The sequence below is a fragment of the Geodermatophilus sp. SYSU D00867 genome (genome assembly GCF_054050315.1).
The window spans coordinates 208,230-232,424 of sequence record NZ_JBJGZC010000003.1 but is presented as its reverse complement, the minus strand read 5'-3'; the positions used below and the strand labels follow the sequence as shown (position 1 = coordinate 232,424).

Below are 24,195 nucleotides of genomic sequence, written 5' to 3'. Positions count from 1 at the left end.
GGCTCCGCGGCGTCAGTCGCCGCGGAGCCCCGGGTCCGCGCCCCCGCCGGCGTGCTCGGCCACCTCGTCGACCACCAGCAGGTCCCGGCGCACGTGCCGGCGGCGGTAGGCGATCCGGCTGACCATGTGCGCCGACAGCGGCGCGGTCAGCACCTGCAGCAGCGCCACCAGCAGCAGCACCCACATCGCCGGCGTCCCGGCCAGCCGGATCGCCGCGCCGACCAGCACCAGCAGCAGCCCGGTGACCTGCGGCTTCGTGGCCGCGTGCAGGCGGGTCAGCACGTCGGGGAAGTGCAGCAGCCCGAGCCCCGCGGTGAACGCGAGGAACGACCCGAGCAGCAGGCAGACGGTCGCGACGACGTCGAGGACCGCGCTCACGGCCGCTCCTCCCCCGCGGGGTCGTCGCCGGAGGGCCGGTCGAGCACCATGCCGCCGACGTAGCGGACCACCGCGATCGCGCCGATGTAGCCCAGCAGCGACACGACGACGAGCACCGACACCGCGGACGCGTCGCGGGACAGCGCCACGTGCACGCCGAGCCCGCCGGCCGTGATCACCAGCATCGCGTCGCCGGCCACGACCCGGTCCAGCAGCGACGGCCCGCGGGCCAGCCGCACCAGCGCGAGCAGCGCCCCCGCCCCGACGAGGCCGAACGCCACGACGGCCACCCAGCTCACCGCGCCACCTCCGTGGGCTCCCGGTCCAGCGCGGCACGCTCGCGGGACCGGCCGAAGGCCCGCACCACCCGGTCCTCCACGGCCAGCACCCCGGCGCGCTGGCGCTCGAGGTCGTCGCGGTCGCGGACCTCGAGCAGGTGGACGGCCAGCACCCGGTGCTCGCGGTCCAGGTCGAGCACCACCGACCCGGGGACCAGGCTGAGCGCCTCGCTGATGACCGCGAGCAGCAGGTCGGAGTCGGTGCGCAGCTGCACCCGGATGACGGCGCTGCGCAGCGGCGGGCCCGGCCGCAGCGCGCGCCAGGCCACCTGCGCGCTGGAGACGGCGAGGTCGACGGCGAACACGGCGAGGAACCGCAGCAGCGCGAGCGGCCGGATGCGGATGTTCTCCACCACCGCCGGGAGCGGCACCACGCGGGTGACGAGGACGGCGACCAGCACGCCGCCCAGCACGTTCGCCCACGACCAGGTGCCCCACAGCAGCACCCAGACCAGCACCAGCCAGACCAGCGCGGGCAGCTGGCGCAGCAGGTGGCGGGCGCGGTCGGTCACCGCTCCCCCTCCACGGCCGTGCGGTAGGGGCCGCGGTCGAGCAGGTCGGTGGCGGCGCGGCCGGCCAGGCCGTAGAGCGGGCCGGCCAGCGCGGTGAGGGCGACGGTCAGCGCCACCAGCGCCGCCGTCGCGCCGACCAGCACGCGCGGCAGCCGCTCCGCGGGCTCGCCCGGGTGCTCGTCGGGCTCCTCGGGCCCCTCGGACGCCGTCGCCACGGCCACCTGCCGCTGCCACGCCGCCGACAGCCGGGCGGCGCCGTTCCCCGACGGGCGGGCCCCGCCCCGCGGCCCCGCGTCGACCGCCGCCGCGGCGGCGGTGTCGGCGCCGGGCTCCTGCGCGCGCGGCCGCCAGAACGCGCGGGTCCACACCCGGGCCACCGCCAGGAGGGTGAGCAGGCTGGTCACCAGCCCGGCGCCGACCAGCACCAGCGCCAGCGGGCGGCCGTCGGCGACCCCGGCCTGCAGCAGCCCCAGCTTGCCGAGGAACCCGGACAGCGGCGGGATGCCGGCGAGGTTCAGCGCGGGCAGCAGGTACAGCACCGCGAGCAGCGGGGAGGCGGCGGCCAGCCCGCCGAGCCGGCGGATCGACGTCGACCCGCCGGTGCGCTCGACCAGACCCGCGACGAGGAACAGCGTGGTCTGGACGACGATGTGGTGGACGACGTAGAACACCGCGGCGGTCAGCCCCGCGACGCTGCCCAGCGCGATGCCGAACACCAGGTAGCCGATGTGGCTGACCAGCGTGAAGGACAGGATCCGCCGCAGGTCGGTCTGCGCGACCGCGCCGAGGATGCCGACCACGAGCGTCGCCAGCGCCGCCGCCATCAGCAGGGTGTCCAGCGCGCCGTCGGGGAACAGCAGCGTCTGCGTGCGGACGATCGCGTAGACGCCGACCTTGGTGAGCAGCCCGGCGAACACCGCGGTCACCGGCGCCGGCGCCGTCGGGTAGCTGTCGGGCAGCCAGGCCGACAGCGGGAAGACGGCGGCCTTGATGCCGAAGGCGATGAGCAGCAGCGCGTGCAGCAGCGTGCGGGTGCCCTCGGGGACCTCGGCCAGCCGCACCGACAGGTCGGCCATGTCCACGGTGCCGGTGGCCGCGTACACCAGGCCGATCGCGGCGAGGAACAGCAGCGACCCGACCAGGCTGACCACGACGTAGGTGATCCCGCCGCGCACCCGCGGCGCGGACCCGCCGAGGGTGATGAGCACGTAGCTGGCGGTCAGCAGCACCTCGAAGCCGACGTAGAGGTTGAACAGGTCGCCGGAGAGGAACGCGAACCCGACGCCGGCCATGAGCACCAGGAACGTCGGGTGGAAGATCGACACCGGCGCCTGCTCGCTGCCGTCGGCGGCGCCCTGGCCGACGGCGAACAGCAGCACCCCCAGGCCCACGGTGTGTGCCACCACCAGCATCAGCGCCGACAGCCGGTCGACCACCAGCGAGATCGCCTGCGGCACCGGCCAGTCGCCGACCGCCACCGCGACCGCGCCCGACCGGTCGGCGAGGACCAGCAGGGTCACCGACACGCCCAGGACCGCGGCGAGCACCGCGACGCTGAGTACCCGCTGGGTCCGCGTGTGGCGGCTGAGCAGCAGCGAGACGGCAGCACCCAGCAGCGGCAGGACCACCGGCAGCGGGGCGAGGACGCGGATCACCGCGACCGCCGTCGCGCCGGGGGCAGGTCGACGTCGTCCGCGGGGGTGCCTGGCGGCGGCTGACCGCGGCGCCGGGGCGGCTCGGCGTGGAACGGGCGCCGGTCCTCGGCGGCCAGCCGGTCCGGGTCGATCTCGTCGGGGTCCTCGCGGCCGGAGCGCCGGCCCTCCCGGGTGGCCAGCCGGCGGTCCTCCTCGTCGGCCTCCACCGCCTCCTGGCGGGCCAGCCGCCACGAGCGGTGGATCACCGCCAGGAGGAACGCCGAGACGCCGAAGGTGATGACGATCGAGGTGAGCACGAACGCCTGCGGCAGCGGATCGGCGGTGGCGTCGTCACCGCGGCCGAGCAGCGGCGCGCTCCCGGCCGGGCCGGCGGCGGAGATGAGCAGCAGGTTGGTGGCGTTGCCCAGCAGCAGGAAGCCGAGCAGCACCCGGGTGAGGCTGCGGTCGAGCAGCAGGAAGACGCCGGCGGCGTACAGGCCGCCGATGACCACGGGCAGGACGACGGTCGGCGTCACCGGGCCACCACCTCCCCCGGCGTGGTCTCGACCGGGTCGTCCTCGTCCTCCTGGCGGTCGAGCTCGGCGCCGAGGCTGCGCAGCACGTCGAGCACCAGGCCGACGACCACCAGGTAGACGCCGACGTCGAAGAACAGCGGCGAGACCAGCTTGACGTCGCCGAGGACGGGCAGCGTCCACTCCCAGTAGGTGGACTCGAGCTCCTGCCCGCCCAGCACGAGCGCGGCGACGCCGGTGCCGCCGGCCAGCAGCAGGCCCGCACCGAGCAGCCGGCCGGGGTCGAGCGGGGCGGCCTCGCCGAGCTCGTAGCGGCCGCCGGCAAGGTAGCGCAGCACCAGCGCGAGCCCGGCGACCAGGCCGCCGGCGAACCCGCCGCCGGGCTGGTTGTGCCCGGCGAACAGCAGGTACAGCGAGAAGACCAGGACGGTGTGGAACAGCATCCGCACGACGACCTCGAGCACCACCGACCGGCGCCGCGGGTCGAGCGTGCCGCCGGCGGCCAGCCACTCCCCGACCGGCGCCCGCCGGGACCGCCCGGCGACCTGGTCCTCCCGCTCGGCCCGCTCGATCGCCCCGGTGCGCCGCCGCAGGAAGACCAGGCTGGCCACGCCGGTGGCGGCGACGATGAGCACCGAGATCTCCCCGAAGGTGTCCCAGGCGCGGATGTCGACCAGGGTCACGTTGACGACGTTGTGCCCCTGCGCCTCCTCGGCGAGCCGGGCGTACTCGTCGGACACCGGGGCGGCGTCGCGGGCGGCCAGCGCCACGGCGGACACCGCGCCCATGAGCAGGCCGACGCCGACGGCGAGCAGGCCGCGGCCGGCGCGCTCGCGGCGGCGGTGCCGCTCGGACACGTCCTTGGGCAGCTTCCGCAGCACCAGGACGAACGCCACGATCGTCACCGTCTCGACGAGGAACTGGGTGAGCGCGAGGTCCGGCGCCCCGGCGATCACGAAGAACACCGCCAGCCCGTAGCCGGTGACGCCGACGACCAGCGCCGCCGACAGCCGCTGCCGCACCCGCACCGCCATCGCGGCGGCCAGCAGCACGACGACGCCGACCAGCACCTGGACCGGGCTGTCCCAGGCCCGCCACTGCGCCGGGCGCTCGGCGACGGTGGCGAGCAGCGCGCCGGGCAGCAGGACGACCGCGGTGAGGATGGTGCCGAGGTAGGCGGGCAGCGACCCACGCTGCGTCGTCCCGGTGACCAGGACGGCGAGCCGGTCGACGCCCTGCAGCACGTTCCAGTAGCCCTCGTCGGCCGACGCCCGGACCGTGAGCCGCCGCTGCACCCGGGCCACCGCCGCCCGCCCGGCGAACAGCGCCGCCCCGCCGAGCAGGGTGAGCGCCGACAGCGCCAGGGCCGGCTGGAGCCCGTGCCACAGCGCGAGCTCCTCGGTCTCCGGCGCGTAGCCGGGCAGCCCGTCGGCGTAGCGGCCGACGACCGGCTCGAGGCCCTTCGCGAGCACGCCGCCCGCGAGGCCGAGGAGGGTGAGGACGACCGGGGCGGCGAGGAACAGCGGCCCGGGCGGGTGCGCCACCTCCGTGGCCGGCCGGCCGGCGTGGGCCGCGAACGCTCCCCACACGAAGCGGAGCGTGTATCCGGCGGTGAGCACCGACCCGAGCACCAGCCCGGCGAGGACCAGCAGCGCGGCGGTGCGGTCGAGCAGGCCGCCGTCGAGGAGCGCGGTGAACGCCGCCTCCTTGCCCACGAAGCCGAGCAGCGGCGGCAGCCCGGCCATCGACGCCGCGGCCAGGCCGGCGACCGCGGCGACCACCGGCATCCGGCGGCCGAGGCCGGACAGCTCGCGCAGGTCGCGGGTGCCGGTGGCGTGGTCGACGACGCCGACGGTGAGGAACAGCGTGGACTTGAACAGCCCGTGGGCGAGCACCATGGCCAGCCCGGCGCGCGCGAGCTCGGCGCTGCCGGCGCCGACCAGCGTGGTGAGGAACCCGAGCTGGCTGACCGTGCCGAAGGCGAGCAGCAGCTTGAGGTCGGTCTGGCGCAGCGCCCGGTAGCCGCCGACCAGCATCGTGGCCACGCCCAGCCCGAGCACCAGCGGCCGCCAGCCGGGCAGGTCCGCGGCGCCGGGCGCCAGCCGCGCGACCAGGTAGACGCCGGCCTTCACCATGGCCGCCGCGTGCAGGTAGGCGCTCACCGGCGTCGGCGCCTCCATGGCCGCCGGCAGCCAGAAGTGGAACGGCACCAGCGCGGACTTGGTCACCGCGCCGGCCAGCACGAGCAGCACCCCGGTGACGACGGCAGGCCCGCTGCCCGGGTCGGCGACGATCGCCGACAGCCGCGACGTGCCCGCGGCGTGCGCCAGCACGACCAGCCCGGCCAGCATCGCCAGGCCCCCGGCGGTGGTGAGGACCAGCGCCTGAGCGGCCGCCCGCCGGGCCGCCAGCGACGTCCCCGACCCGCCGATGAGAAGGAAGGAGAAGACCGTCGTCAGCTCCCAGGCGACGTAGAGCAGGTAGACGTCGTCGGCGAGGACCAGCGCCAGCATCGAGCCGGCGAAGGCGGTCAGGCAGCCGGCCAGCCGGCCGGTGCCCTCAGCGTCCGGCTCGACGTAGCGGCTGCAGTAGAGGAGCACCAGCGCGCCGACGCCGGTGACCAGCCCGGCGAACACGAGGGCCAGCGGGTCCAGCCGCAGCGCCACCGACAGGTCGAGCGCGGGCACCCAGGGCACGGTCTCGCGGACGTCGTCGCCGGACGCGACCGCCGACAGCTGCGCGAGCGTCCAGGCGAATCCGGCCGCGGGCACCAGCGCGAGGGCGAGGAAGGCGTCCCGTCCCCACCACCGCACCAGCACCGGCGCCGCCAGGGCGGCCACCAGGTGCGCGAGCAGCAGTGCGGTCACGGGGCTCCCGGGTCGGCGGCGGAGGGGAGCACGCGACGACGGCGGTGCGGCGGCGTCGCCCCCTCGTGGGGGTACCGCTGCTCCCGCGCCGGGAAACCGGGGGTGCGGAGAACCGGGTCACCTACCCGGCGTCACCAGGCCCGACTCGTAGGCGAATGCAACCGCCTGGACCCGGTCGCGCAGGCCCAGCTTGAGCAGCACCCGGCTGACGTGCGTCTTCACCGTCGCCTCGCCGAGGTACAGCCGCGCGGCGATCTCGGCGTTGGACAGCCCGGCGGCGACCAGCGCCAGGACGTCGGTCTCCCGCTCGGTCAGCGCCGCGAGCTCCGCGGCGCGGCCGGGGTCGGGCGCGGGCGCCGCGGCGAAGGACCGGATCACCCGCAGCGTCACGGCCGGGTCGAGCAGCCCCTGCCCGGCGGCCACGGTGCGCACCGCGGCCACCAGGTCCTCGGGCGGGGCCACCTTGAGCAGGAACCCGCTGACCCCGGCGCGCAGCGCGGCGGCCACGTACTCGTCCTCGTCGAACGTGGTGAGGACGACGACGCGCGTGGGCAGGCCGGCCCCGACGATCCGGCGGGCCGCCTCGAGCCCGTCCGTGCCGGGCATCCGGACGTCGAGCAGCACCACGTCGGGCGCGAGCTCGGTGACCACCCGCACGCCGCCGGCGCCGTCGCCGGCCTCCCCGACCACCTCGATGTCGGGCTCGGCGGCCAGCACCATCCGCAGGCCGGTGCGGATCATCGACTGGTCGTCGACCAGCACCACCCGGATCGTCACGCGCCCACCGCCGCGGGCGCGCTCGCCGGCGCGGGCACCGGGAAGCCGGCGCGGACCCGGTAGCCGCCGCCGCGGACCGGCCCCACGGAGAGGTCGCCACCGGCCACGGCCACCCGCTCGCGCATGTGCAGCTGCCCGTGCCCGCCGGTGCCGGGGACCGGCGGCGGCACGGGGACCCGCGGCCGGCCGTCGTCGGTGACGGTCACCGTCACCCGGCCCGGCCTCCAGGCGACCTCCACGCACGTGGCCGCGGCACCGGCGTGCCGGACGACGTTGGACAGCGCCTCCTGCACCACGCGGACGGCCGCGACGTCGACCAGCTGCGGCAGCTCGGCCGGCTCCCCCGTGACGACGAGCCGCACCGGCATCCCGCCGGCGCGCAGCTCGGCGAGGACGGCGTCGAGCCGGGACAGCGACGGCCGCGGCGCCGGGTCGCCGCCGCCGGACTCGCGGAGGATGCCGACCACCCGGCGCATCTCGTCGACCGACTCGCGCCCCAGCCGCTCCAGCCCCAGCAGCACGTCCTGGGCCTCCGGGTGGTCGGGCAGCAGCCGGCGCAGGCCGCCCATCTGCAGCACCATCACGCTCACCGCGTGCGCCACCGAGTCGTGCACCTCGCGGGCGATGCGCGCCCGCTCGGCCACCACCGCGGCGCCGGCCACCGCCTCCTGCTGCTCGGCCAGCCGCGCGGCGAGCGCCTGCAGCGCCAGCGAGCGCGAGTGCGACTGCCGCACGAGGACCCCGACCGCCCAGGCGGTGCCGGTGACGACCAGGTAGAAGACGCTCTCCCAGGTGGAGGGGCCGAAGGCGATGCCGCTGCCCACCACGACCAGCGTCGCGACGACGGCCGCGCGCAGCCCCCGCCGCACCGGCAGCACCGCGGCGGCGTGCCCGACGAGCACCGCCATCGCGATCAGCTGGGCGCCGCCGGGACCGGGCGTCCCCAGCGCGTAGTTGCCGAGCACGCTGAGCCCGCCGGCCACCGCGGCCGCCTCCGGCCACCGGGCGCCGAGCGCCACGACGGCCCCGACGGCGACGCCGGGCAGCGCGGTGACCAGCGGGTAGCGGAACACCTCCTCGGTCAGCGTCTCGACGACCGACAGCACCGCGAGCACGGCGCCGAGCACCGGCCAGACGAGCCGGCGGGCGGAGGGGGACGACGACCAGCGGGGCACGGCGAGCACGGTAGGGGCCCGCGGGGGTGCCCGGGATCCCCCGCGCGGCCGATGGACACGCGCCCTCCCTCCTCCTCGCGGCGGAGGGCGGTCGGTCCGCCGGGACGGACGTGGCGGAGGGCCCCGCGGCCGGAGAGTCCTCGCCGACGCACCGCAGCGAGCGGTGCCCCGACCGACGAGGACCGATGACCACCTCCCCGCTCCCGACCCGTCCCGCCGCCACCCCCGAGGCGCGCCCGGCCCGCAGCGCCGGCTCGCTGATGCTGCCGATCGCCGGCGCCGCCCTGGTCGGCGGCTCGCTGCTCTACGTCGCCGGCATGGTGACCTCCCCGCCGCAGGACTCCCAGGCCGCGGCCGACTACATCGCGGCCCTGGGTCGCGACGAGGGCCGGACGACGCTGTCGGCGGTGCTACTGCACTACGGCAACATGGCGCTGGCCCTGGCCTGGCTGGCCGTCCCGACGCTGGTGCGGGGCCGCCGCGGGCGCATCCCGACCGTCGTCGGGGCGCTGCTGTCCGCGATCGGCCTGGTCACCGTGGCCGGCTTCGTGCTCTACGACCACTGGACCGGCGCCATCGGCCGCGAGCTCGACCCGGCCACCGCCCTGGGCCTCTACGACGCCGTCGGGGCCAACCCGGGGGTCGCGGTCGTCGGCGTCCTGACGCTGTTCGGGCTCCTCGGCCCGATCGTCGGGTACGTGGGTCTCGCCCGCGCCGGGGTGACCGGCTGGTGGCTGCTGCTCCCGGCCGTCGGCTGCCTCGTGGCCTCCGCGGTGATCCCGTTCTCGCCGACGGTCCACGGCGCCCTGGCCCTCGTCGGCGCCGTCCCGGCGGTCGTCGTCGGCCTGCGGATGCTCGCCCGCACCCGCGCCGAGGCCGCCGTCGCCTGAGGGAGGACCTCCCTGCCCTCCGCCACTCGCAGGCTCGCGGCGGGCCCCTGCAGGGAGGCCACCCGCTCGTGCTCCGGGTCCGCTGCGGACCCGGAGCACGAGCGCGCGCGGGGCCGGGTCAGCGCTCGGTGCCCTCGGCAGGCAGTGTCGATCACAGGGTGCTGGACGGCCCCCTGGGCGCCTCCGCGCCCGGGTGGACAGGGGCGCGGAGCGACGGCGGGTCACCCCTCGACGAACGCGCCGGGGGTCAGGCGCCGAGGGCACGTGCCAGCAGCGTCCGGCGACTGCGGGTGCCCGTCTTGTCGAACACCGACTTGAGGTGGTCCTGCACGGTGTGCGCGGACAGGAACATCCGTGCGGCCACGTCGCGGGTGTCGGCGCCGGTCGCCAGGTGGGCGAGCAGCTCGGCCTCACGGGCGCTGAGCCCCGTGCAGCGGGCGAACAGCGACAGCCGCTCGGAGGCGCTCGACTCGTGGATGGTGACGGCGATGTCGCGCTCCTCGCGTGGAGCGTCGCCCTCGAGCCGGGCGGCCCGCAGGGTCAGCCAGCGGTTCCCGGCCAGGTGGACCCGCGCCCACGGCGGCGAGGCGTCGACCCCCGCCTCGACAGCGAGCAACTGGGCGGCGACGTTGAGGGCACCGGCCGGAACCGGCGGCCCCTCGTCGTCGCGGGGCACCAGCAGCCGGAGCGCGTCCCGCGTGCCAGGTGTCTGCCGCACCGCCTGCAGGTCCGGCGCCAGCAGCAGGAGCAGGGGCCCGGTCGGGTGGTCGGAGGGCGAGGCGGTCTCGAAGGTGCGCGCCTGGCCGCGCCGCAGGGCCGTGGTGACGGTCGGGGCGACGTCCCGCAGGAACTGCGCGTGGACCCGGTCGAAGGCCCGGCCTCCGGTACGCCACAGCTCCAGGAACGCCCAACAGCCGAAGCCGTCGCGGAAGACCACCGAGGCGACGTCGGCGACGTCGTACCGGCACAGCAGCTCCCGCCACAGCGGGCTGCGCCCGAGGTCGCCGTCTGTGGCCTCGGCGAGCAGCGCGACGGGTCGGTCGGTCAGGGTGGTCCAGCGGTTGAGCGCGGTCAGGTAGCGCAGCCGGATCAGCCGGGGCAGCTCGGGCAGGCACGGGACGTCGGCCAGCGGCCCGCAGCCCACCCGCGTCTCCGGGTCGGTGAGCACCCAGGCGTAGGCGTCGAACCCGACCGCGCGGCGGAGCTCGGCCAGCAGCCGCAGGCGCAACGTGCGGGCGTCGGCACCCGCTGCGCAGATCCGCTCGACCCGCTCCCGCGCCGCCGTGGACCCGGCCACGACGGCAGGCTACGGACACCCCGCCGCGCCGGACAGCACCGCGCGTCACCGGACCCCAGACATCTGGGATGGGGCCGCCGCCGCCCGGTTCCTAGCGTCGTGGACGTGATCACCCTGCACATCGAGCACCCGATCAGCGACCTCCCCACGTGGAAGGCCGCCTTCGACCGGTTCGCCGAGCGCCGCCGACAGGCCGGCGTGTGCGGCGAGCGGGTACGGCACCCGGTCGACGACGACCGCTACGTCCTCGTCGATCTCGACTTCCCGACCCGGGAGCAGGCGCAGCGCTTCCTCGACTTCCTCGAGACGACGGTGTGGGCCTCCCGCGACAGCTCACCAGCGCTGGCCGGGACGCCCCGGACGCGCCTCCTCGAGCCGGTCCGAGCCGCACCGTCGCTGAGTCGGCGACCCGGGTGAACACCTCCTGCCGGGTCAGCCCTCGGCGAGCTCCGCGGCGGCCAGCCAGTCGGTCTCGACCCGGTCCTTCTCGGCCAGCAGGGTCCGCAGCCGGCCGTCGAGCTCCACGACCCTCGCGTGGTCGGTGGCGGCGGCGGCGAGCTCGGCGTGCAGCCGCTCCTCCTCCGCGCCGAGCTTCTCCAGCCGCCGCTCGAGCCGGGCGGCCTCCTTGCGGGCGGCGCGCACCTCCGCCGCCGAGGGGCCGGCCGGGGCGGGCGCCGGGGCCGCGCCGCCGGCGGGCGCGAGACCGGAGCCGGCCGAGGGCAGTGCCGCCTCACCGGCGGCCCGGCGGGCGAGGTACTCCTCCACCCCGCCGGGCAGCGCGGCCAGCGAGCCGTCGCCCATCAGCGCGACCACCGAGTCGCAGACCCGGTCGACGAAGTACCGGTCGTGGCTGACCACCAGCACCGTGCCGGGGAAGGAGTCGAGCAGGTCCTCGAGCTGGGTGAGCGTGTCGATGTCGAGGTCGTTGGTCGGCTCGTCGAGCAGCAGCACGTTCGGCTCGGCCATGAGCAGGCGCAGCAGCTGCAGCCGCCGCCGCTCGCCGCCGGAGAGGTCGCCGACCGGCGTCCACTGCCGCGACGCCGGGAAGCCGAACCGCTCGGCCAGCGACGACGCGGAGACCTCCTGGTTGCCGATCCGCGCGATGCGGGCGATCTCCTGCACCGCCTCGAGCACCCGCAGCCGCCCGGGCAGCTCGGTGACGTGCTGCGACAGGTACGCGGGCGCCACCGTCTGCCCGCGCACCACCCGGCCGCGGTCCGGCTCGACCTCGCCGACCAGCAGCCGCAGCAGCGAGGTCTTGCCCGCGCCGTTGACGCCGACCACGCCGATGCGGTCGCCGGGGCCCACGTGCCAGGTCAGGTCGCGGAACAGCGCCCGCGGGCCGTCGTCGGAGGGCACGGCGTAGTCGACGTCCTCGACGTCGTAGACGGTCCTGCCGAGCCGCCGGGCGGCGAAGCCCTTCAGCGCCATCGACTCCCGCGGCGGCGGCTCGTCGGCGATGAGCGCCTCGGCCGCCTCGATGCGGAACCGCGGCTTGCTGGTGCGCGCCGGCGCGCCGCGGCGCAGCCACGCGAGCTCCTTGCGCACCAGGTTCAGCCGCCGCTCCTCGGTCACCGCCGCGACGCGGGCGCGCTCGGCGCGGGCCAGCGTGTAGGCCGCGTAGCCGCCCTCGTAGGCGTGCACCGCGCCGTCGGTGACCTCCCAGGTCTGCGTGCAGACCTCGTCGAGGAACCACCGGTCGTGGGTGACGACGACCAGCGCGCCGACCCGCCGCTTGACGAAGTCGGCCAGCCAGGCGACACCCTCGACGTCGAGGTGGTTGGTCGGCTCGTCGAGCACCAGCAGGTCCAGAGGCCGGATCAGCTGCGCGGCCAGGGCGACCCGCCGGCGCTCGCCGCCGGACATCGGGGCGACCGGGCTGTCCAGGCCGAGCCGGTCGAGCTCCAGGCCGGTCAGCACGCTGCGGACGGCCGGGTCGGCGGCCCACTCGTGCTCGGCGGCGAACAGCGTCCCGGGCAGGACGACGTCGCGGACGGTGGCGCCCGGCGGCAGCGTGCCGGACTGGTCGAGGACGCCGACGGCGAGGTCGCCGCGCCGGGTGACCCGGCCGGAGTCGGGCTCCTCGCGGCCGGTGAGGACGCCGAGCAGCGTGGACTTGCCGCTGCCGTTGCGCCCCACGACGCCGATCCGCTCGCCGGCGGCGACGCCGAGGGAGACGCCGTCGAGCAGCACGGTCGTGCCGTGTGCCTTGGAGACCCGCTCGAGGTTGAGCAGGTTCAGCGGGGCGCTCACGGCCGGGTCCAGGTCATCGGACCCCAGTATCCCCGGCCGCCCGCACGCCCCGGCCGCCCGGGGCGGTCCGCTAGTGGACCCCAAGGCACCCGCAAGCGGCGTCCGGAGAGTCATCGGCAGCACACCCCGGGTGTCCGGGGCGGACGAGCGGAGGACGACATGAGCATGACGGCAGCGGCCCACGACACGGCGTTCCCGGCCCCGGCGCCGGCGGCACCGCGCCTGCGGGCGGTCCCGCCGCTGGCCGAGCCCGCCCCGGGGACGACGGCGCTGTGGTGGGCCCGGCTGCTGCGCCGCGGCCCCGGCCCCGTCGAGTACTCGCTGGTGGCGGTCAACTCCGACCGCTTCCCCGACGGCACCCCGGTCGACATGACCGCCGTCGACGCCCGCGGGCGCCGCCCCGCCGGCTGGCAGGTCGACGTCCGGCACCGCGCCTCCGACGGCCGGGTGGTGCGCATCGAGGTCGCCGAGGAGCTGTCGGGGACCTGCCCGCCGATGTGGTTCGCCGAGGTCACCCACGCGACCAGCGCCGTCCCGGCCGCCTCGCTGCTGGCCTTCCGCGGCCACGCCTTCCGGCCCGGCGCGGTCGTCCGCCCGCACGAGGTCGCCGCCGCCGGGGTGCGGATGACCGACCGGATCGCCGAGGTCCGCTGGTGGATCCGCTCCGGCCTGGTCGACGACGTCACCGTCGAGCCGGTGTACCGCGGCCGCGGCGTGGCCCGCACCCTGGTCACCGCCGCCGAGGGGCTGCGCTTCCTGCGCGGCTGGGCGCCGCTGCGCTCCGACGGCCGCCTCACCGACGCCGGCGCCGCCTGGCTGGAGTCCGCCCCGCCCGCGTGGCGGCCGCGGCTGGCCGACCGCACCGAGGTGCTCCCCGACGCCGATGCCGAGGAGGAGCTCACCGGCGTCGCCCGGCTGCTCCGGGGCTTCTAGGCGAGGGGCTCCCGGGCGAGGGGCTCCCCGGGCGAGGAGCTCCCGGGCGGGGAGCTCCCGGGCGAGGGGCTCCTAGGCCAGCCGGGTGACCTCCACGGTCACCGTGTGCCCCTCGCTGCGCGGGCCCGAGAAGATGCCGGTGAACGGCGGGACGTCGCCGTAGTCGCGGCCGCGGCCCAGGGTCACGTGCCGCGGCCCGATCGGGACGCCGTTGGTGGGGTCGGCGGCGCACCAGCCGCCGTCCCACCACTCCACCCAGGCGTGGCTCTCGCCGGTCACCGTCTCGCCGATGCCGGCCGACGGCCGAGGGTGCAGGTAGCCGGAGACGTAGCGGGCGGGCAGGCCCAGCTCGCGCAGCAGGCCCACGGTGACGTGCGAGATGTCCTGGCAGACGCCCCTGCCCGCCGTCCAGGCCTGCATCGCCGTCGTCCGCACCGACGTCGAGCCGGACAGGTACTCCATGTGCTCGCGGACGAACCGGCACACCGCGGGCCCGGCCTGGTGCGGCGGGGCGTCGCCGACCGCGGCCCGGGCGGCGCGCACCACGGTCGGGTCCATGGCGGTGCGGGGCGTGGGGGCCAGCAGCTCGCCGAAGCGGTCGCGGACCAGCCGGCCGCGGAGGGCGGACCAGCCCACGTGGTCGTGGTCGACGACGTCGGGGCCGGCCTCCACGATCGAGGTACCGGTGACCACCAGCTCCCGGTGCGGGGTGTGCAGGTCGAAGGCGGTGACCGTCGAGCCCCAGTAGTCGCGGTAGGCGAACGCGGTCGCGGCCGGCTCGATCTCCACCCGCGAGCGCAGCGTCGTCTGCCGGCCGCTGTTCTCCGGCGTCAGCCGGGCCTCGTTGTAGGAGGAGCGCACCGGCCCGCCGTAGCGGAACCGGGTGGTGTGCACGACCTGCAGCCGCCAGCGGTCGCCGGGCGGGCGCGGCGCCCGGCCGGGGACCTGGGTCTGGACCTGCGACTGGCTCACGCGACCCCCTCGGGCACCCACACCTGCGGCGCCTGCTCGGTGAAGAACCGGCCGGTGACCGCCGCGCTGGCCAGCGAGCAGGTGCGCTGCAGCTCGTCGAGCCGCTGCGGCAGCCGGTCCAGCAGCTCGGGCGGCGGCATGAACTCGAGCATCGTGCGCGCCCGGCCGACGATCCGGTGTGCCTCGCCGGCCACGCCGATGCGGGTGGCGTCGCGGACGGTGGAGCGCTCCAGCTCGGCCAGACACGCCTCGGCCTGCTCCAGCGCGGCGAACACCGACCGCGGGAACAGCCGGTCCAGCAGCAGGAACTCCGCTGCGCGGCTGGAGTCGACGACGCCGCGGTAGGTGCGCAGGTAGGGCTCGTAGGCGCCGGTGGAGCGCAGCACCAGCGTCCACGACGGCGCCGCGTCCCCGGCCAGCACGCGGGTGGAGAGGATCCGCGCGGTCATGTCCACCCGCTCCAGCGAGCGGCCGAGGACGAGGAACAGCCAGGACTCGTCGCGGCTCATCGTGGAGTCGGCCAGGCCGAAGACCATGGCCGAGCGCTCGCGGACGAACCGGAACAGCGAGTGCGGCCCGTACCGGCGGGCCATCGTGCGCTGCTGGGGCAGCGCGTTGTGCGTGACGTTGAGCGACTCCCAGATCTCGGCCGAGAGCACCTCGCGGGCACCGCGGGCGTTCTCCCGCGCCGCCGACAGCGCCCCGACGATCGAGCTCGGGCTGTCCCGCTCGAAGGCCAGGGTCGCGAGCACCCGCTCGGTGTCGGCCTCCTCCTTGGGCACGCCCGCGCCCATGAGGCCGAGCAGGTTCGCGCAGGCCCGCCGCTCGTCGATCCACGGGTCCTCGACCAGCCGCTGGGTGTGCACGTCGAGGATCCGGGCGGTGTCGTCGGCGCGCTCGACGTACCGGCCGATCCAGAACAGCGACTCCGCGATCCGGCTCAGCACGGCGTCTCCCCCAGGGTCTGCTGCTGCTGTTGCGACTGGCCGGCGACGGCGTCCTCGAACGGGCCGGGGTCCTGGCCGGGCGGGTCGCCGGGCAGGTCGGCGGCGGTGAACTCGATCCGGGTGCGCGCCGGCGGCTCGTCGTCCTCGGGCGCCGGCCGCGGCGGGCTGAACACCCACGTGTCCTTCGAGCCCCCGCCCTGGCTGGAGTTGACCACCAGCTCGCCCTCGGGCAGCGCCACGCGGGTCAGCCCGCCGGGCAGCACCCAGACCCGCTCGCCGTCGTTGACGGCGAACGGCCGCAGGTCGACGTGCCGCGGGGCGATCCGGCCGCCCACCAGCGTCGGCGACGTCGACAGCCCGATCGGCCGCTGCGCGATCCAGTCGCGGGGCCGGGCGCGGACCTTCTCCGCCAGCTCGGCGAGCGTCGCGTCGTCGGCGCGCGGGCCGATGACGATGCCCTTGCCGCCCGAGCCGTCGACCGGCTTGAGCACCAGCTGGTCGAGGGAGTCGAGCACCCAGCGCACGGTGTCCTCGTCGTCGAGCCGGTGGGTCTCGGCGTTGTCGAGGACCGGCTCCTCGGCGAGGTAGTAGCGGACGAGGTCGGGCACCCAGGTGTAGAGCAGCTTGTCGTCGGCGACGCCGTTGCCGACGGCGTTGGCGATGGTCACCCGGCCGGCGCGGGCGGCGTTGAGGACGCCGGCGCAGCCGATCACCGAGTCGGGACGGAAGTGCACCGGGTCGAGGAAGTCGTCGTCGATGCGCCGGTAGATGACGTCGACGCGGCGCTGGCCGTCGGTGGTGCGCATGCTCACCTGGTTGCCGGCGCACACCAGGTCGCGGCCCTCGACCAGCTCCACCCCCATCTGCCGGGCCAGCAGCGCGTGCTCGAAGTAGGCGGAGTTGTAGACGCCCGGGGTGAGCAGGACGACGGTCGGGTCGCTGACGTTGGGCGGCGCCGAGGCCTTGAGCGCCTCGAGCAGCCGGGTCGGGTAGTCCGCGACCGGCTCGATGCGGTGGTCGGCGAACAGCTCGGGCAGCACCTGGCTCATCGCCGCGCGGTTGGTGATGACGTAGCTGACCCCGGACGGCGAGCGCAGGTTGTCCTCGAGCACCCGGAAGTCGCCGGCCTCGTCGCGCACCAGGTCGATCCCGGCCACGTGCACCCGCACGCCGTTGGGCGGCACCAGCCCGTGGGCCTGCCGGTGGAAGTGCGCGCTCGTCGTGACCACGCTGCGCGGCACGACGCCGTCGGCGAAGACCTCACCCGCGCCGTAGACGTCGGCGAGGAAGGCCTCCAGCGCGTGCACCCGCTGGGCGACGCCGCGCTCGACGACCGCCCACTCGTCGGCCCCGATCACCCGCGGCACGATGTCCAGCGGGAAGGGCTGCTCCTCGCCGGCGTGGGCGAAGGTGACCCCGGCGTCCCGGTAGGTCTGCGACAGCAGGTCCGCCCGCGCGGCGAGCTCCTCGCCGGCCATCGGCTGCAGCGACGCGAACAGCCCGGCGTAGGCCGGCCGGGGCTGCGCCGGGCCGCCGAACATCTCGTCCCACTGCTCCCCGAGTGGGTAGCCGTCGAAGAGGTCCGCCATGGTCCGGAACCTAGTTCGGGCGTGTGTCCGGCGCGTTTCCGGACGGCGACGACGCGCCGGGGCGCATTGCTCGACCTGCGAGAACATTGCGCGCCACCTACCGTCGGGCGGGTGCCCCTCCCCGCCGTGACCTGGCCGGACGTCGAGCGGCGGGCGGCCACCGTCCCCGGCGGGGAGGTCCGCCGCGTCGGGGGTACCGACGCCCTGACCGTGCGCGGCCTGGTCACCGACTCCCGGCGGGTGGCGCCCGGCTCGCTGTTCGCCTGCGTCCGCGGCGCGGTCAGCGACGGGCACCGGCACGCCGGGGCCGCCGCGCGGGCGGGTGCCGCGGCGCTGCTGGTGGACCGGCCGGTCGACGTCGCGCTGCCGCAGCTGCGCGTCTCCTCGGTGCGCGCCCAGCTCGGCCCGCTCGGCGCGCTGCTCGCCGGCGACCCGGCGCGCGCCCTGCGCCTGGTCGGGGTGACCGGCAGCAACGGCAAGACGACGACCGGCGCGCTCGTGCGCGGGGTGCTCGACGCGGCGGGCGTCCGCACCGGCGTCGTCGGCACGCTCGGCGCGTCCGTCGGCACCCGCTCGCGCGGGACGGCGCTGACCACGCCCGAGGCCCCGGAGCTGCACGAGCTGCTGCGCTGGATGGTCGACGCCGGGGCGCGGCGGGCCGTCGTCGAGGCGTCCTCGATCGCGCTGGACGTGGGCCGCATCGACGGGCTGCGCTTCGACGTCGCGGTGTTCACCGGCTTCGAGGAGGACCACCTCGACCACCACGGCACCCTCGAGCAGTACTGGGCGAGCAAGGCGCGGCTGTTCGAGCGCGACCGCGCGGCGGCCGGCGTCGTGGTGGTCGACGAGCCGTGGGGCCGGCGGCTGGCCGACCAGGCGCCGGTGCCGGTGACCCGCGTGGGCTCGGCCGCGGACGCCGACGTCCGGGTCCTGGGCTGGCGCACCGGCGCCGGCGGCACCGACGTGCTGCTGGCCGACGACACCGGCGGCCACCGGGTGCACAGCCCGCTGGTCGGCCGGGTGCACGTGACCAACCTGGCCGCGGCGTGGGCCACCGGGCGGGTGCTCGGGGTGGACCCGGTGCGGATCGCCGACGGCCTGGCCACGGTCGCGCCGCCGCGGGGGCGCAACACCGTGCTCGGCGGGCGCGGGCGGCCGCTGGTCGTCGTGGACTACGCGCACACCCCGCGCGCGCTGGCCGCGGCGGTCACCACCGCCCGCGACCTGTGCGGGCCCGGCGGCCGGGTGCACCTGGTGCTCGGCGCCCGCGGCCGCCGCGACCGGTACAAGCGGCAGGGCCTGGGCGAGTCCGCCCGCGCGGCCGACGTCGTCTGGCTGACCAACGAGGGCAGCCACGGGGAGGACCCGGCGGCGATCGTGGCCGAGCTGCGGGTCGGCCTGCTGGGAGCGGACGCGGCCGTGCGCACCGTCCCGGACCGGCGCGCGGCGATCCTGGCGGCGGTGCGCGCCGCCGGCCCGGCCGACGTCGTCCTGCTCGTGGGCCGCGGGCACGAGACCCGGGTGCTCGACACGACCGACCCGCGCGACGCCGTCCACCTCGACGACGCCGAGGTCGCCACCACCGCGCTGATCGCCGAGCACGGCCCGCCGGTGGTCGCCGCCGAGGGCGAGCTCGCCTCCTGACCCGCCCCTCCCCGCGGCCGGCGTCAGCGCGCCTCGGCGACCCCGAGCCACGGCCGCAGCGCGCCGTCGGCGAGCAGCCGGCCCACCCGGCGGGACTGCTCCTGCGCCTCGCGCCAGCGCGGGTCCTCCCCGTGCCGGCGGGCCACCTCGGCGTCGACGGCGTCGGCCCGCCCGCTCCACTCCGGCGGGCTGTCCCCGAGGTCCGCGGTCGCGGTCTCCCCCAGCCGGAACCCGGCCGCGGTCACCAGCTCCGCCAGTTCGCGCTCGCCGGGGAACTCGTTGCCCTCCGGCAGCGGCGGCGGCAGCGGGCCGACGGCGACGAAGACCAGCAGGCCCAGCCGGCCGCCGTCGGCCAGCACCCGGCGCAGCTCGGCCAGCGCACCGGGCTTGTCGGCGGTCGTGCACAGCACCCCGAGGCACCACTCCGCGTCGAACGCGGCGTCGCGGAAGGGCAGCCGCTGGGCCACCGCCGTGACCGACGGCAGGCCGAACAACCGGGCGGCCGCCCGCGCCGCGGTGTGCATCGGCTCGGCGCACACGGGCCGGACCCCGCGGTCGGCGGCCAGCCAGCCGGCCGGGCCGCCGACCCCGGCGCCGGCGTCGAGCACCCGGCTGCCCGGGCGCAGCGCCAGCCGGTCGGCCAGCCAGCGCAGCGCGCCCTGGCTGCCGCTGCCGCGGCACCCGGCCGGGATGGCGTGCCCGGCCCCCAGCGCCCGCACCGCCTCCTCGGTCCAGCCGGCGACGTCGCCGAACTCGGCCTCCATCGCCTCGCTCTCCAGCTCGCTCACGCGACCTCCCGGACGGCGGCGGCGACCTCCGCCTTGACCTGCGCCCCTGCGTCCTCCCCGCCGCCCGCGGCCAGGCCGGAGAGGTTGACCCCGACGACCCCGGGGACCGCCAGCAGCGCCCGGGCCTCGGCCACCGCGGCCGCGATGCCGGCCGCCCGGGGGTCCGGGGCCGCGAGCACGCGCTCGACCGTCGCGTCGTCCACGTGCAGGCCGGGGAACCCCTGGAGCACCCGGGCCGACCGCTCGTCGGTGTAGACCGCCACCGCGGCGACGAACGGCAGCGTGGCCCCGGCCCGGCGGGCCGCGGCGACGAAGGCCGCCACCTCGGCCGGCGTGCGCACGTGGTTGAGCACGCACAGCTGCGCGCCGGCCCGCTGCTTGTCCGCCACCCGGGCGGGGCGCCGGTGCACCGGCGGTGCGGACGGCGACTCCGGGACGGCGACCGGCAGCCCGGCGGTCGCCGCGAGCGCGGCCAGCCGGACGCCGTCGAGGTCGAAGACCTGGGTGGCGCCGGGCCGGACGCCGGGGCCGCGGGCGTCGCCGGTCACGCAGAGGACGCCGTCGACGCCGACGGCGGCCAGGCCGGCCAGCTCCTGCTCGAGGACGACGCGGTTGCGGTCCCGGCAGGCCAGCGTGGTCCACGGCCGGCCGCCGGCCTGCAGGACCTCCGCGGCGACGAGGGTGGGCGGGAAGTCCGGGCGGTTGGCGTGCTCGCCCACCAGCAGCCCGTCGGAGACGGGGGCCAGCGCCCCGACCACCCGGCGCAGGGAGGTCGGGTCGTAGGGCGCCACGCTGAGGTCGGTCAGCACGACGGGCCGGGTGCGGGCGCGGTCGAGCAGGCCGCCCGGCCGGGGCGGCGCGGGGGGCGGCGCCGGCGCCTCCCACGCCGGCGCGGGGTCGTCGACGAAGACGCACCGCTCCTCGGCGACCTCGCAGCGGCCGTCGTCCCGGACCCCGCCGCACGGACCGAAGACCATGCGCTTCGGGCAACCGGGCCGCCGGCCGACCTCGTCCACCCCCGGGACGTGACCGGTGCGCGGGCGGGCGAAACGACCGGGAACAGATCCGCCGCACGCGGTGCTGTGGTCGCCACTGGTTGAGAGCTCAACTGAGGAGGCCGGCGATGCCCGCCGTCACCGTCGAGGACACCACCACCCTGCCGCGCGTCCCGCTGCCCGGGCCGGGCACGGTCCGCCGCCGCACCCGCTCGGTGACCACCGCGCCGTCGGGCCTCGAGGGCGAGGGCTTCCCGGTCCGCCGCGCCTTCGCCGGGGTCGACCTGCGCGACCTGGACCCGTTCCTGCACATGGACCAGATGGGCGAGGTCGAGTACGCCCCCGGTGAGCCCAGGGGCACGTCCTGGCACCCGCACCGCGGCTTCGAGACCGTCACCTACATCCTCGACGGCACCTTCGAGCACGCCGACTCGCACGGGGGCGGCGGCACGATCAGCGACGGCGACACGCAGTGGATGACCGCCGGCGGCGGCGTGCTGCACGTCGAGCGGCCGCCGGAGCACCTCGTGGTCAGCGGCGGGCTGTTCCACGGCCTGCAGCTGTGGGTGAACCTGCCGCGGGCGCAGAAGTGGGTGCAGCCGCGGTACCAGGACCTGCGCGCCGACCGGTCGGTGCTGCTGGCCAGCCCCGACGCCGGCGCGTTGCTGCGGGTCATCGCCGGCGACGTCGCCGGGCACCGCGGGCCGGGCTCGACGTACACGCCGATGGCGATGGTGCACGCCACCGTCTCCCCCGGCGCGACGCTCGACCTGCCGTGGGACCCCTCGTTCAACGCACTGGTCTACGTCCTGTCCGGCGCCGGCTCGGTCGGCATCGACGGGGCGCCGGTGCGCACCGGCCGGCTCGCCGTCCTCGGCCCCGGCGACACGGTGACCGTCCGCGGCGCGGTGCGGCAGGAGTCGCGCACGCCGGCGCTCGACGTCGTCGTCCTCGGCGGGCGGCCGATCCGCGAGCCGATCGCGATGTACGGGCCGTTCGTCATGAACACCCGGCAGGAGCTGCTCGACGCGTTCGCCGACTCCCGGGCCGGCCGGCTCGGCAGCATCCCGGCCACCTACGCGCACGCCGCCGTGCGCGGCGGGACCGGGCAGTGAGCACCGGACGGTGAGCAGCGGACGGTGAGCAGCGGACGGCGAGCACGGCCCCGGTGGCGGCTTCCGCGCCGCCGCCGGGGCCTGCATGCTGGCCGCGACCGCCGACCGAGGAGCCCCCGTGCCCGTCTTCCCGCCCGTGCCGCTGGCCGACTGGGCCGACACCAAGGACACCCTGCACCGGTTCCTGCAGGTCGTGGGCAAGCTGCGGCTGGCCAACGCCCCGCGGCGCAACCACTGGTGGCACGTCCCCTTCCACCTCACCGGCCGCGGCCTGACCACCCGGCCGATGGGCTTCGACCCCGTCTTCGCCGTCGACCTCGACCTGGTCGACCACCGGCTCGAGATCGCCGTGGCCGACGGGCGGCGGACGTCGTTCCCGCTGCCCGGGCTGAGCGTGGCGGCCTTCTACCGGCAGCTGCTCGGCAGCCTGTCGGCGCTGGGCCTGCCCGCGACCGTCGAGCTGCCCGTCCCCTTCGACCTGGCCGACCGCACGCCGTTCGCCGAGGACGAGCACCACGCCGCCTACGACCGCGCCGCGGTGACCCGCTACTGGGTGGTGCTCGGCCAGGTGGCCCAGGTGCTCGAGGAGTTCGCCGGCCGCAGCTACGCCAAGACCAGCCCGGTGCACCACTTCTGGCACACCTTCGACCTGGCCGTCACCCGCTTCTCCGACCGCCGGGTGGAGCAGCCGGACACCGTCGACCCGGTCACCCGCGAGGCCTACTCGCACGAGGTGGTCAGCGCCGGCTTCTGGTTCGGCGACGACCAGGTCCCGGAGCCGGCGTTCTACTCCTACACCGCGCCCGAGCCCGCGGGCCTGGCCGAGGAGCCGCTGCGGCCGGCGGCGGCGCGGTGGATCGACAGCCGCGGCGCCCACCTCGCGCTGCTGCCCTACGAGGACGTGCGGGCGGCGGCCGACCCGCGCGCCACCGTCCTGGAGTTCCTGGACAGCGCCTACGCCGCCGGCGCCCGCCGCGCCGGCTGGGACCTGGCCGCGCTGCGCTGCCCGACCGCGCCCGAACCCCGCTGACCCTGCCCACCGTCCGCCGTCCGGAGGTCCGCCCATGAGCAACACCGAGCCCCGCCCCACCCCGCGCGAGGTGGGTGGCCTGGACGGCACGGCCGCCGGTCCGGCCCTCGACCTGCTGCCCGCCAAGGAGGTGCCGCTGGGGGAGAACACCGTCGTCCGGCGGCTGCTGCCGACTCTCGGCCGCCGGATGGTCGGCGCCTGGGCGTTCGTCGACCACTACGGCCCCGACGACGTCGCGGCGACCTCCGGCATGCAGGTGACCCCGCACCCGCACACCGGGCTGCAGACGGTGTCCTGGCTGCTCCAGGGCACCGTGCACCACCGCGACTCGCTCGGCAGCGACGTCACCTTCGGCCCCGGCCAGCTCGCGCTCATGACCGCCGGGCACGGCATCGCGCACTCCGAGCAGTCGCCGGTGCCGCACCCGCGGTTCCTGCACGGCGCCCAGCTGTGGGTGGCGCTGCCCGGCGCCACCCGCGACACCGCGCCTGCCTTCGAGCACCACGCGACGCTGCCCGGGTTCACCTCCGACGGGCTGACCGCGACGGTGCTGATGGGCGGGTTCGGCGGCGCGGTGTCGCCGGGCACCGCGCACACGCCGATCGTCGGCGTCGACCTGGACCTGGCCGCGGGCGCCGACGTCGAGGTGCCGCTGGAGCCGGACTTCGAGCACGCGCTCCTCGGCGCCTCGGGCGGGGCCGACGTCGAGGGCGCGCCGCTGGCGCACGGGGCGATGGTCTACCTGGGCACCGGCCGGCGGTCGGTGCGGATCCGGACCGAGGCGGCCACGAGGCTGCTGCTGCTCGGCGGCGAGCCGTTCGAGGAGCGGCTGGTCATGTGGTGGAACTTCGTCGGCCGCTCCGGCGAGGAGATCGCCGAGTACGCCGAGCGGTGGAACGACGGCGACCCGCGGTTCGGCGTCGTCGCCGGGTTCGACGAGGACCAGCGGCAGCTCGCGCCGGCGCTGCCGCCGGTGCCGCTCAAGGCCCGGGGGCGGGTCCGGTGACCGCCGACGAGCGGCACCTGGCCTTCGTGGCGGAGCACCACATGGGCGTGCTGGCCACGGTCAAGCGCGACGGGCGGCCCCAGGTGTCCACCGTCGGCTACGCCTACGACCCGGAGCGGCGGCTGTTCCGGATCTCGGTGACCGCGGACCGGGCCAAGACGCGCAACCTCCGGGCCGACCCGCGGCTCACCCTGCACGTGACCTCGCGCGACCTCTGGTCGTGGGTGGCCGTCGAGGGCACCGCGGAGCTCACCCCGGTCGCCGCCGACCCGCACGACGCCACGGTGGAGGAGCTCGTCGCCTACTACCGCGGCATCTCCGAGGAGCACGAGGACTGGGACGACTACCGCCGGGCGATGGTGGCCGAGCGGCGCCTGGTCGTCCGGTTCACCCCCGAGCACACCTACGGCCAGCTGCCCGGCTGACCCGGGCTGACGCGCCCGGCGGCTCCTCCGGCAGGGAGGAGCCGGTTGCCGCCCTCCGGCGCGCCGGGGACGACCCGCCCGGGCCGCCGAGCCTCCC

The 24,195-nt window shown here is 76.8% G+C and carries 23 protein-coding genes; 8 read left to right on the top strand and 15 right to left on the bottom strand.

All coding sequences use genetic code 11. The features are described 5' to 3' along the window. Positions 1-12: 12 nt before the first annotated feature. The 8 genes from mnhG to ACI8AK_RS04595 all read right to left on the bottom strand — a co-directional run bounded on the left by mnhG (position 13) and on the right by ACI8AK_RS04595 (position 8,214). Positions 13-378, bottom strand: a complete 366-nt coding sequence (gene mnhG / locus ACI8AK_RS04630; protein WP_387987457.1) for a monovalent cation/H(+) antiporter subunit G — start codon at positions 376-378, stop codon at positions 13-15. Continuing rightward, positions 375-677, bottom strand: a complete 303-nt coding sequence (locus ACI8AK_RS04625) for a monovalent cation/H+ antiporter complex subunit F (RefSeq protein ID WP_456955226.1) — start codon at positions 675-677, stop codon at positions 375-377. The genes mnhG and ACI8AK_RS04625 overlap by 4 nt, the downstream gene beginning before the upstream one ends. After that, positions 674-1,228 carry a Na+/H+ antiporter subunit E gene (locus ACI8AK_RS04620; protein ID WP_387987461.1) on the bottom strand — a complete coding sequence of 185 codons (555 nt, stop codon included), beginning with the start codon at positions 1,226-1,228 and terminating at the stop codon, positions 674-676. The genes ACI8AK_RS04625 and ACI8AK_RS04620 overlap by 4 nt, the downstream gene beginning before the upstream one ends. Continuing rightward, on the bottom strand, positions 1,225-2,883 hold the full coding sequence (locus ACI8AK_RS04615) for a Na+/H+ antiporter subunit D (protein ID WP_456955224.1): 1,659 nt from the start codon (positions 2,881-2,883) through the stop codon (positions 1,225-1,227). The genes ACI8AK_RS04620 and ACI8AK_RS04615 overlap by 4 nt, the downstream gene beginning before the upstream one ends. Further along, positions 2,880-3,398, bottom strand: coding sequence for a Na(+)/H(+) antiporter subunit C (locus tag ACI8AK_RS04610; RefSeq protein WP_387987464.1), 519 nt, complete (start codon positions 3,396-3,398; stop codon positions 2,880-2,882). Before ACI8AK_RS04610 ends, ACI8AK_RS04615 begins: the two co-directional genes overlap by 4 nt. Next, positions 3,395-6,262: a Na+/H+ antiporter subunit A gene (locus ACI8AK_RS04605; protein ID WP_456955223.1), complete on the bottom strand. Its 2,868-nt coding sequence runs from the start codon at positions 6,260-6,262 to the stop codon at positions 3,395-3,397. The genes ACI8AK_RS04610 and ACI8AK_RS04605 overlap by 4 nt, the downstream gene beginning before the upstream one ends. Before the next feature lie 117 nt (positions 6,263-6,379). After that, positions 6,380-7,039 carry a response regulator gene (locus ACI8AK_RS04600; RefSeq protein ID WP_387987467.1) on the bottom strand — a complete coding sequence of 220 codons (660 nt, stop codon included), beginning with the start codon at positions 7,037-7,039 and terminating at the stop codon, positions 6,380-6,382. After that, the gene (locus ACI8AK_RS04595; protein ID WP_387987468.1) at positions 7,036-8,214 is read right to left on the bottom strand and encodes a sensor histidine kinase; all 1,179 of its coding nucleotides are present in this window, start codon (positions 8,212-8,214) and stop codon (positions 7,036-7,038) included. The genes ACI8AK_RS04600 and ACI8AK_RS04595 overlap by 4 nt, the downstream gene beginning before the upstream one ends. 185 nt (positions 8,215-8,399) lie before the next feature. Between ACI8AK_RS04595 and ACI8AK_RS04590 the strand changes: the two genes are divergently transcribed. Beyond that, a complete protein-coding gene (locus ACI8AK_RS04590) occupies positions 8,400-9,104 on the top strand; it encodes a hypothetical protein (RefSeq protein WP_456903438.1) in 705 nt (234 codons plus the stop codon). Between the two features lie 247 nt (positions 9,105-9,351). Here the strand turns inward: ACI8AK_RS04590 and ACI8AK_RS04585 are convergent, their stop codons facing one another. After that, a complete protein-coding gene (locus tag ACI8AK_RS04585; protein ID WP_456955222.1) occupies positions 9,352-10,401 on the bottom strand; it encodes a helix-turn-helix transcriptional regulator in 1,050 nt (349 codons plus the stop codon). Positions 10,402-10,506: 105 nt separating this feature from the next. On the opposite strand from ACI8AK_RS04585, the gene ACI8AK_RS04580 reads away from it, so the two are divergent. Beyond that, a complete protein-coding gene (locus tag ACI8AK_RS04580) occupies positions 10,507-10,818 on the top strand; it encodes a hypothetical protein (protein ID WP_456955221.1) in 312 nt (103 codons plus the stop codon). Positions 10,819-10,833: 15 nt separating this feature from the next. On the opposite strand, the gene ACI8AK_RS04575 is transcribed toward ACI8AK_RS04580, so the two are convergent. After that, a complete protein-coding gene (locus tag ACI8AK_RS04575; protein WP_387987475.1) occupies positions 10,834-12,654 on the bottom strand; it encodes an ABC-F family ATP-binding cassette domain-containing protein in 1,821 nt (606 codons plus the stop codon). Positions 12,655-12,813: 159 nt separating this feature from the next. On the opposite strand from ACI8AK_RS04575, the gene ACI8AK_RS04570 reads away from it, so the two are divergent. Then, entirely contained in the window at positions 12,814-13,587 is a 774-nt protein-coding gene (locus ACI8AK_RS04570; RefSeq protein WP_456955219.1) for a hypothetical protein, read from the top strand. Positions 13,588-13,659: 72 nt separating this feature from the next. Here ACI8AK_RS04570 and ACI8AK_RS04565 read toward each other — a convergent pair whose 3' ends face one another. From ACI8AK_RS04565 to ACI8AK_RS04555, 3 genes are read right to left on the bottom strand one after another with little or no spacing between them, the layout of a single operon-like run. Next, the gene (locus ACI8AK_RS04565; RefSeq protein ID WP_387987477.1) at positions 13,660-14,559 is read right to left on the bottom strand and encodes a transglutaminase family protein; all 900 of its coding nucleotides are present in this window, start codon (positions 14,557-14,559) and stop codon (positions 13,660-13,662) included. After that, positions 14,556-15,506, bottom strand: a complete 951-nt coding sequence (locus ACI8AK_RS04560) for an alpha-E domain-containing protein (protein WP_456955218.1) — start codon at positions 15,504-15,506, stop codon at positions 14,556-14,558. Before ACI8AK_RS04560 ends, ACI8AK_RS04565 begins: the two co-directional genes overlap by 4 nt. After that, complete coding sequence (locus ACI8AK_RS04555) at positions 15,500-17,095, bottom strand: circularly permuted type 2 ATP-grasp protein (RefSeq protein WP_387987480.1); 1,596 nt, start codon at positions 17,093-17,095, stop codon at positions 15,500-15,502. Before ACI8AK_RS04555 ends, ACI8AK_RS04560 begins: the two co-directional genes overlap by 7 nt. A 111-nt stretch (positions 17,096-17,206) precedes the next feature. Here ACI8AK_RS04555 and ACI8AK_RS04550 point away from each other — a divergent pair, with 111 nt between their 5' ends. Further along, positions 17,207-18,739 (top strand): Mur ligase family protein, encoded by a 1,533-nt coding sequence (locus ACI8AK_RS04550; RefSeq protein WP_456955217.1) that lies wholly within the window; start codon positions 17,207-17,209, stop codon positions 18,737-18,739. A 23-nt stretch (positions 18,740-18,762) separates the two neighbouring features. Here ACI8AK_RS04550 and ACI8AK_RS04545 read toward each other — a convergent pair whose 3' ends face one another. Then, positions 18,763-19,527 (bottom strand): class I SAM-dependent methyltransferase, encoded by a 765-nt coding sequence (locus ACI8AK_RS04545; RefSeq protein WP_456955216.1) that lies wholly within the window; start codon positions 19,525-19,527, stop codon positions 18,763-18,765. After that, entirely contained in the window at positions 19,524-20,543 is a 1,020-nt protein-coding gene (locus ACI8AK_RS04540; protein ID WP_456955215.1) for a methylenetetrahydrofolate reductase C-terminal domain-containing protein, read from the bottom strand. The genes ACI8AK_RS04545 and ACI8AK_RS04540 overlap by 4 nt, the downstream gene beginning before the upstream one ends. 107 nt (positions 20,544-20,650) lie before the next feature. Here ACI8AK_RS04540 and ACI8AK_RS04535 point away from each other — a divergent pair, with 107 nt between their 5' ends. The 4 genes from ACI8AK_RS04535 to ACI8AK_RS04520 all read left to right on the top strand — a co-directional run bounded on the left by ACI8AK_RS04535 (position 20,651) and on the right by ACI8AK_RS04520 (position 24,098). Further along, positions 20,651-21,637 (top strand): pirin family protein, encoded by a 987-nt coding sequence (locus ACI8AK_RS04535; protein ID WP_456955214.1) that lies wholly within the window; start codon positions 20,651-20,653, stop codon positions 21,635-21,637. Positions 21,638-21,755: 118 nt separating this feature from the next. Beyond that, positions 21,756-22,667, top strand: coding sequence for a DUF5996 family protein (locus ACI8AK_RS04530; RefSeq protein ID WP_456903432.1), 912 nt, complete (start codon positions 21,756-21,758; stop codon positions 22,665-22,667). A gap of 34 nt (positions 22,668-22,701) precedes the next feature. Then, positions 22,702-23,673, top strand: coding sequence for a pirin family protein (locus ACI8AK_RS04525; protein ID WP_456955213.1), 972 nt, complete (start codon positions 22,702-22,704; stop codon positions 23,671-23,673). Then, positions 23,670-24,098: a PPOX class F420-dependent oxidoreductase gene (locus tag ACI8AK_RS04520; RefSeq protein ID WP_387987491.1), complete on the top strand. Its 429-nt coding sequence runs from the start codon at positions 23,670-23,672 to the stop codon at positions 24,096-24,098. The genes ACI8AK_RS04525 and ACI8AK_RS04520 overlap by 4 nt, the downstream gene beginning before the upstream one ends. Positions 24,099-24,195: the final 97 nt, after the last annotated feature.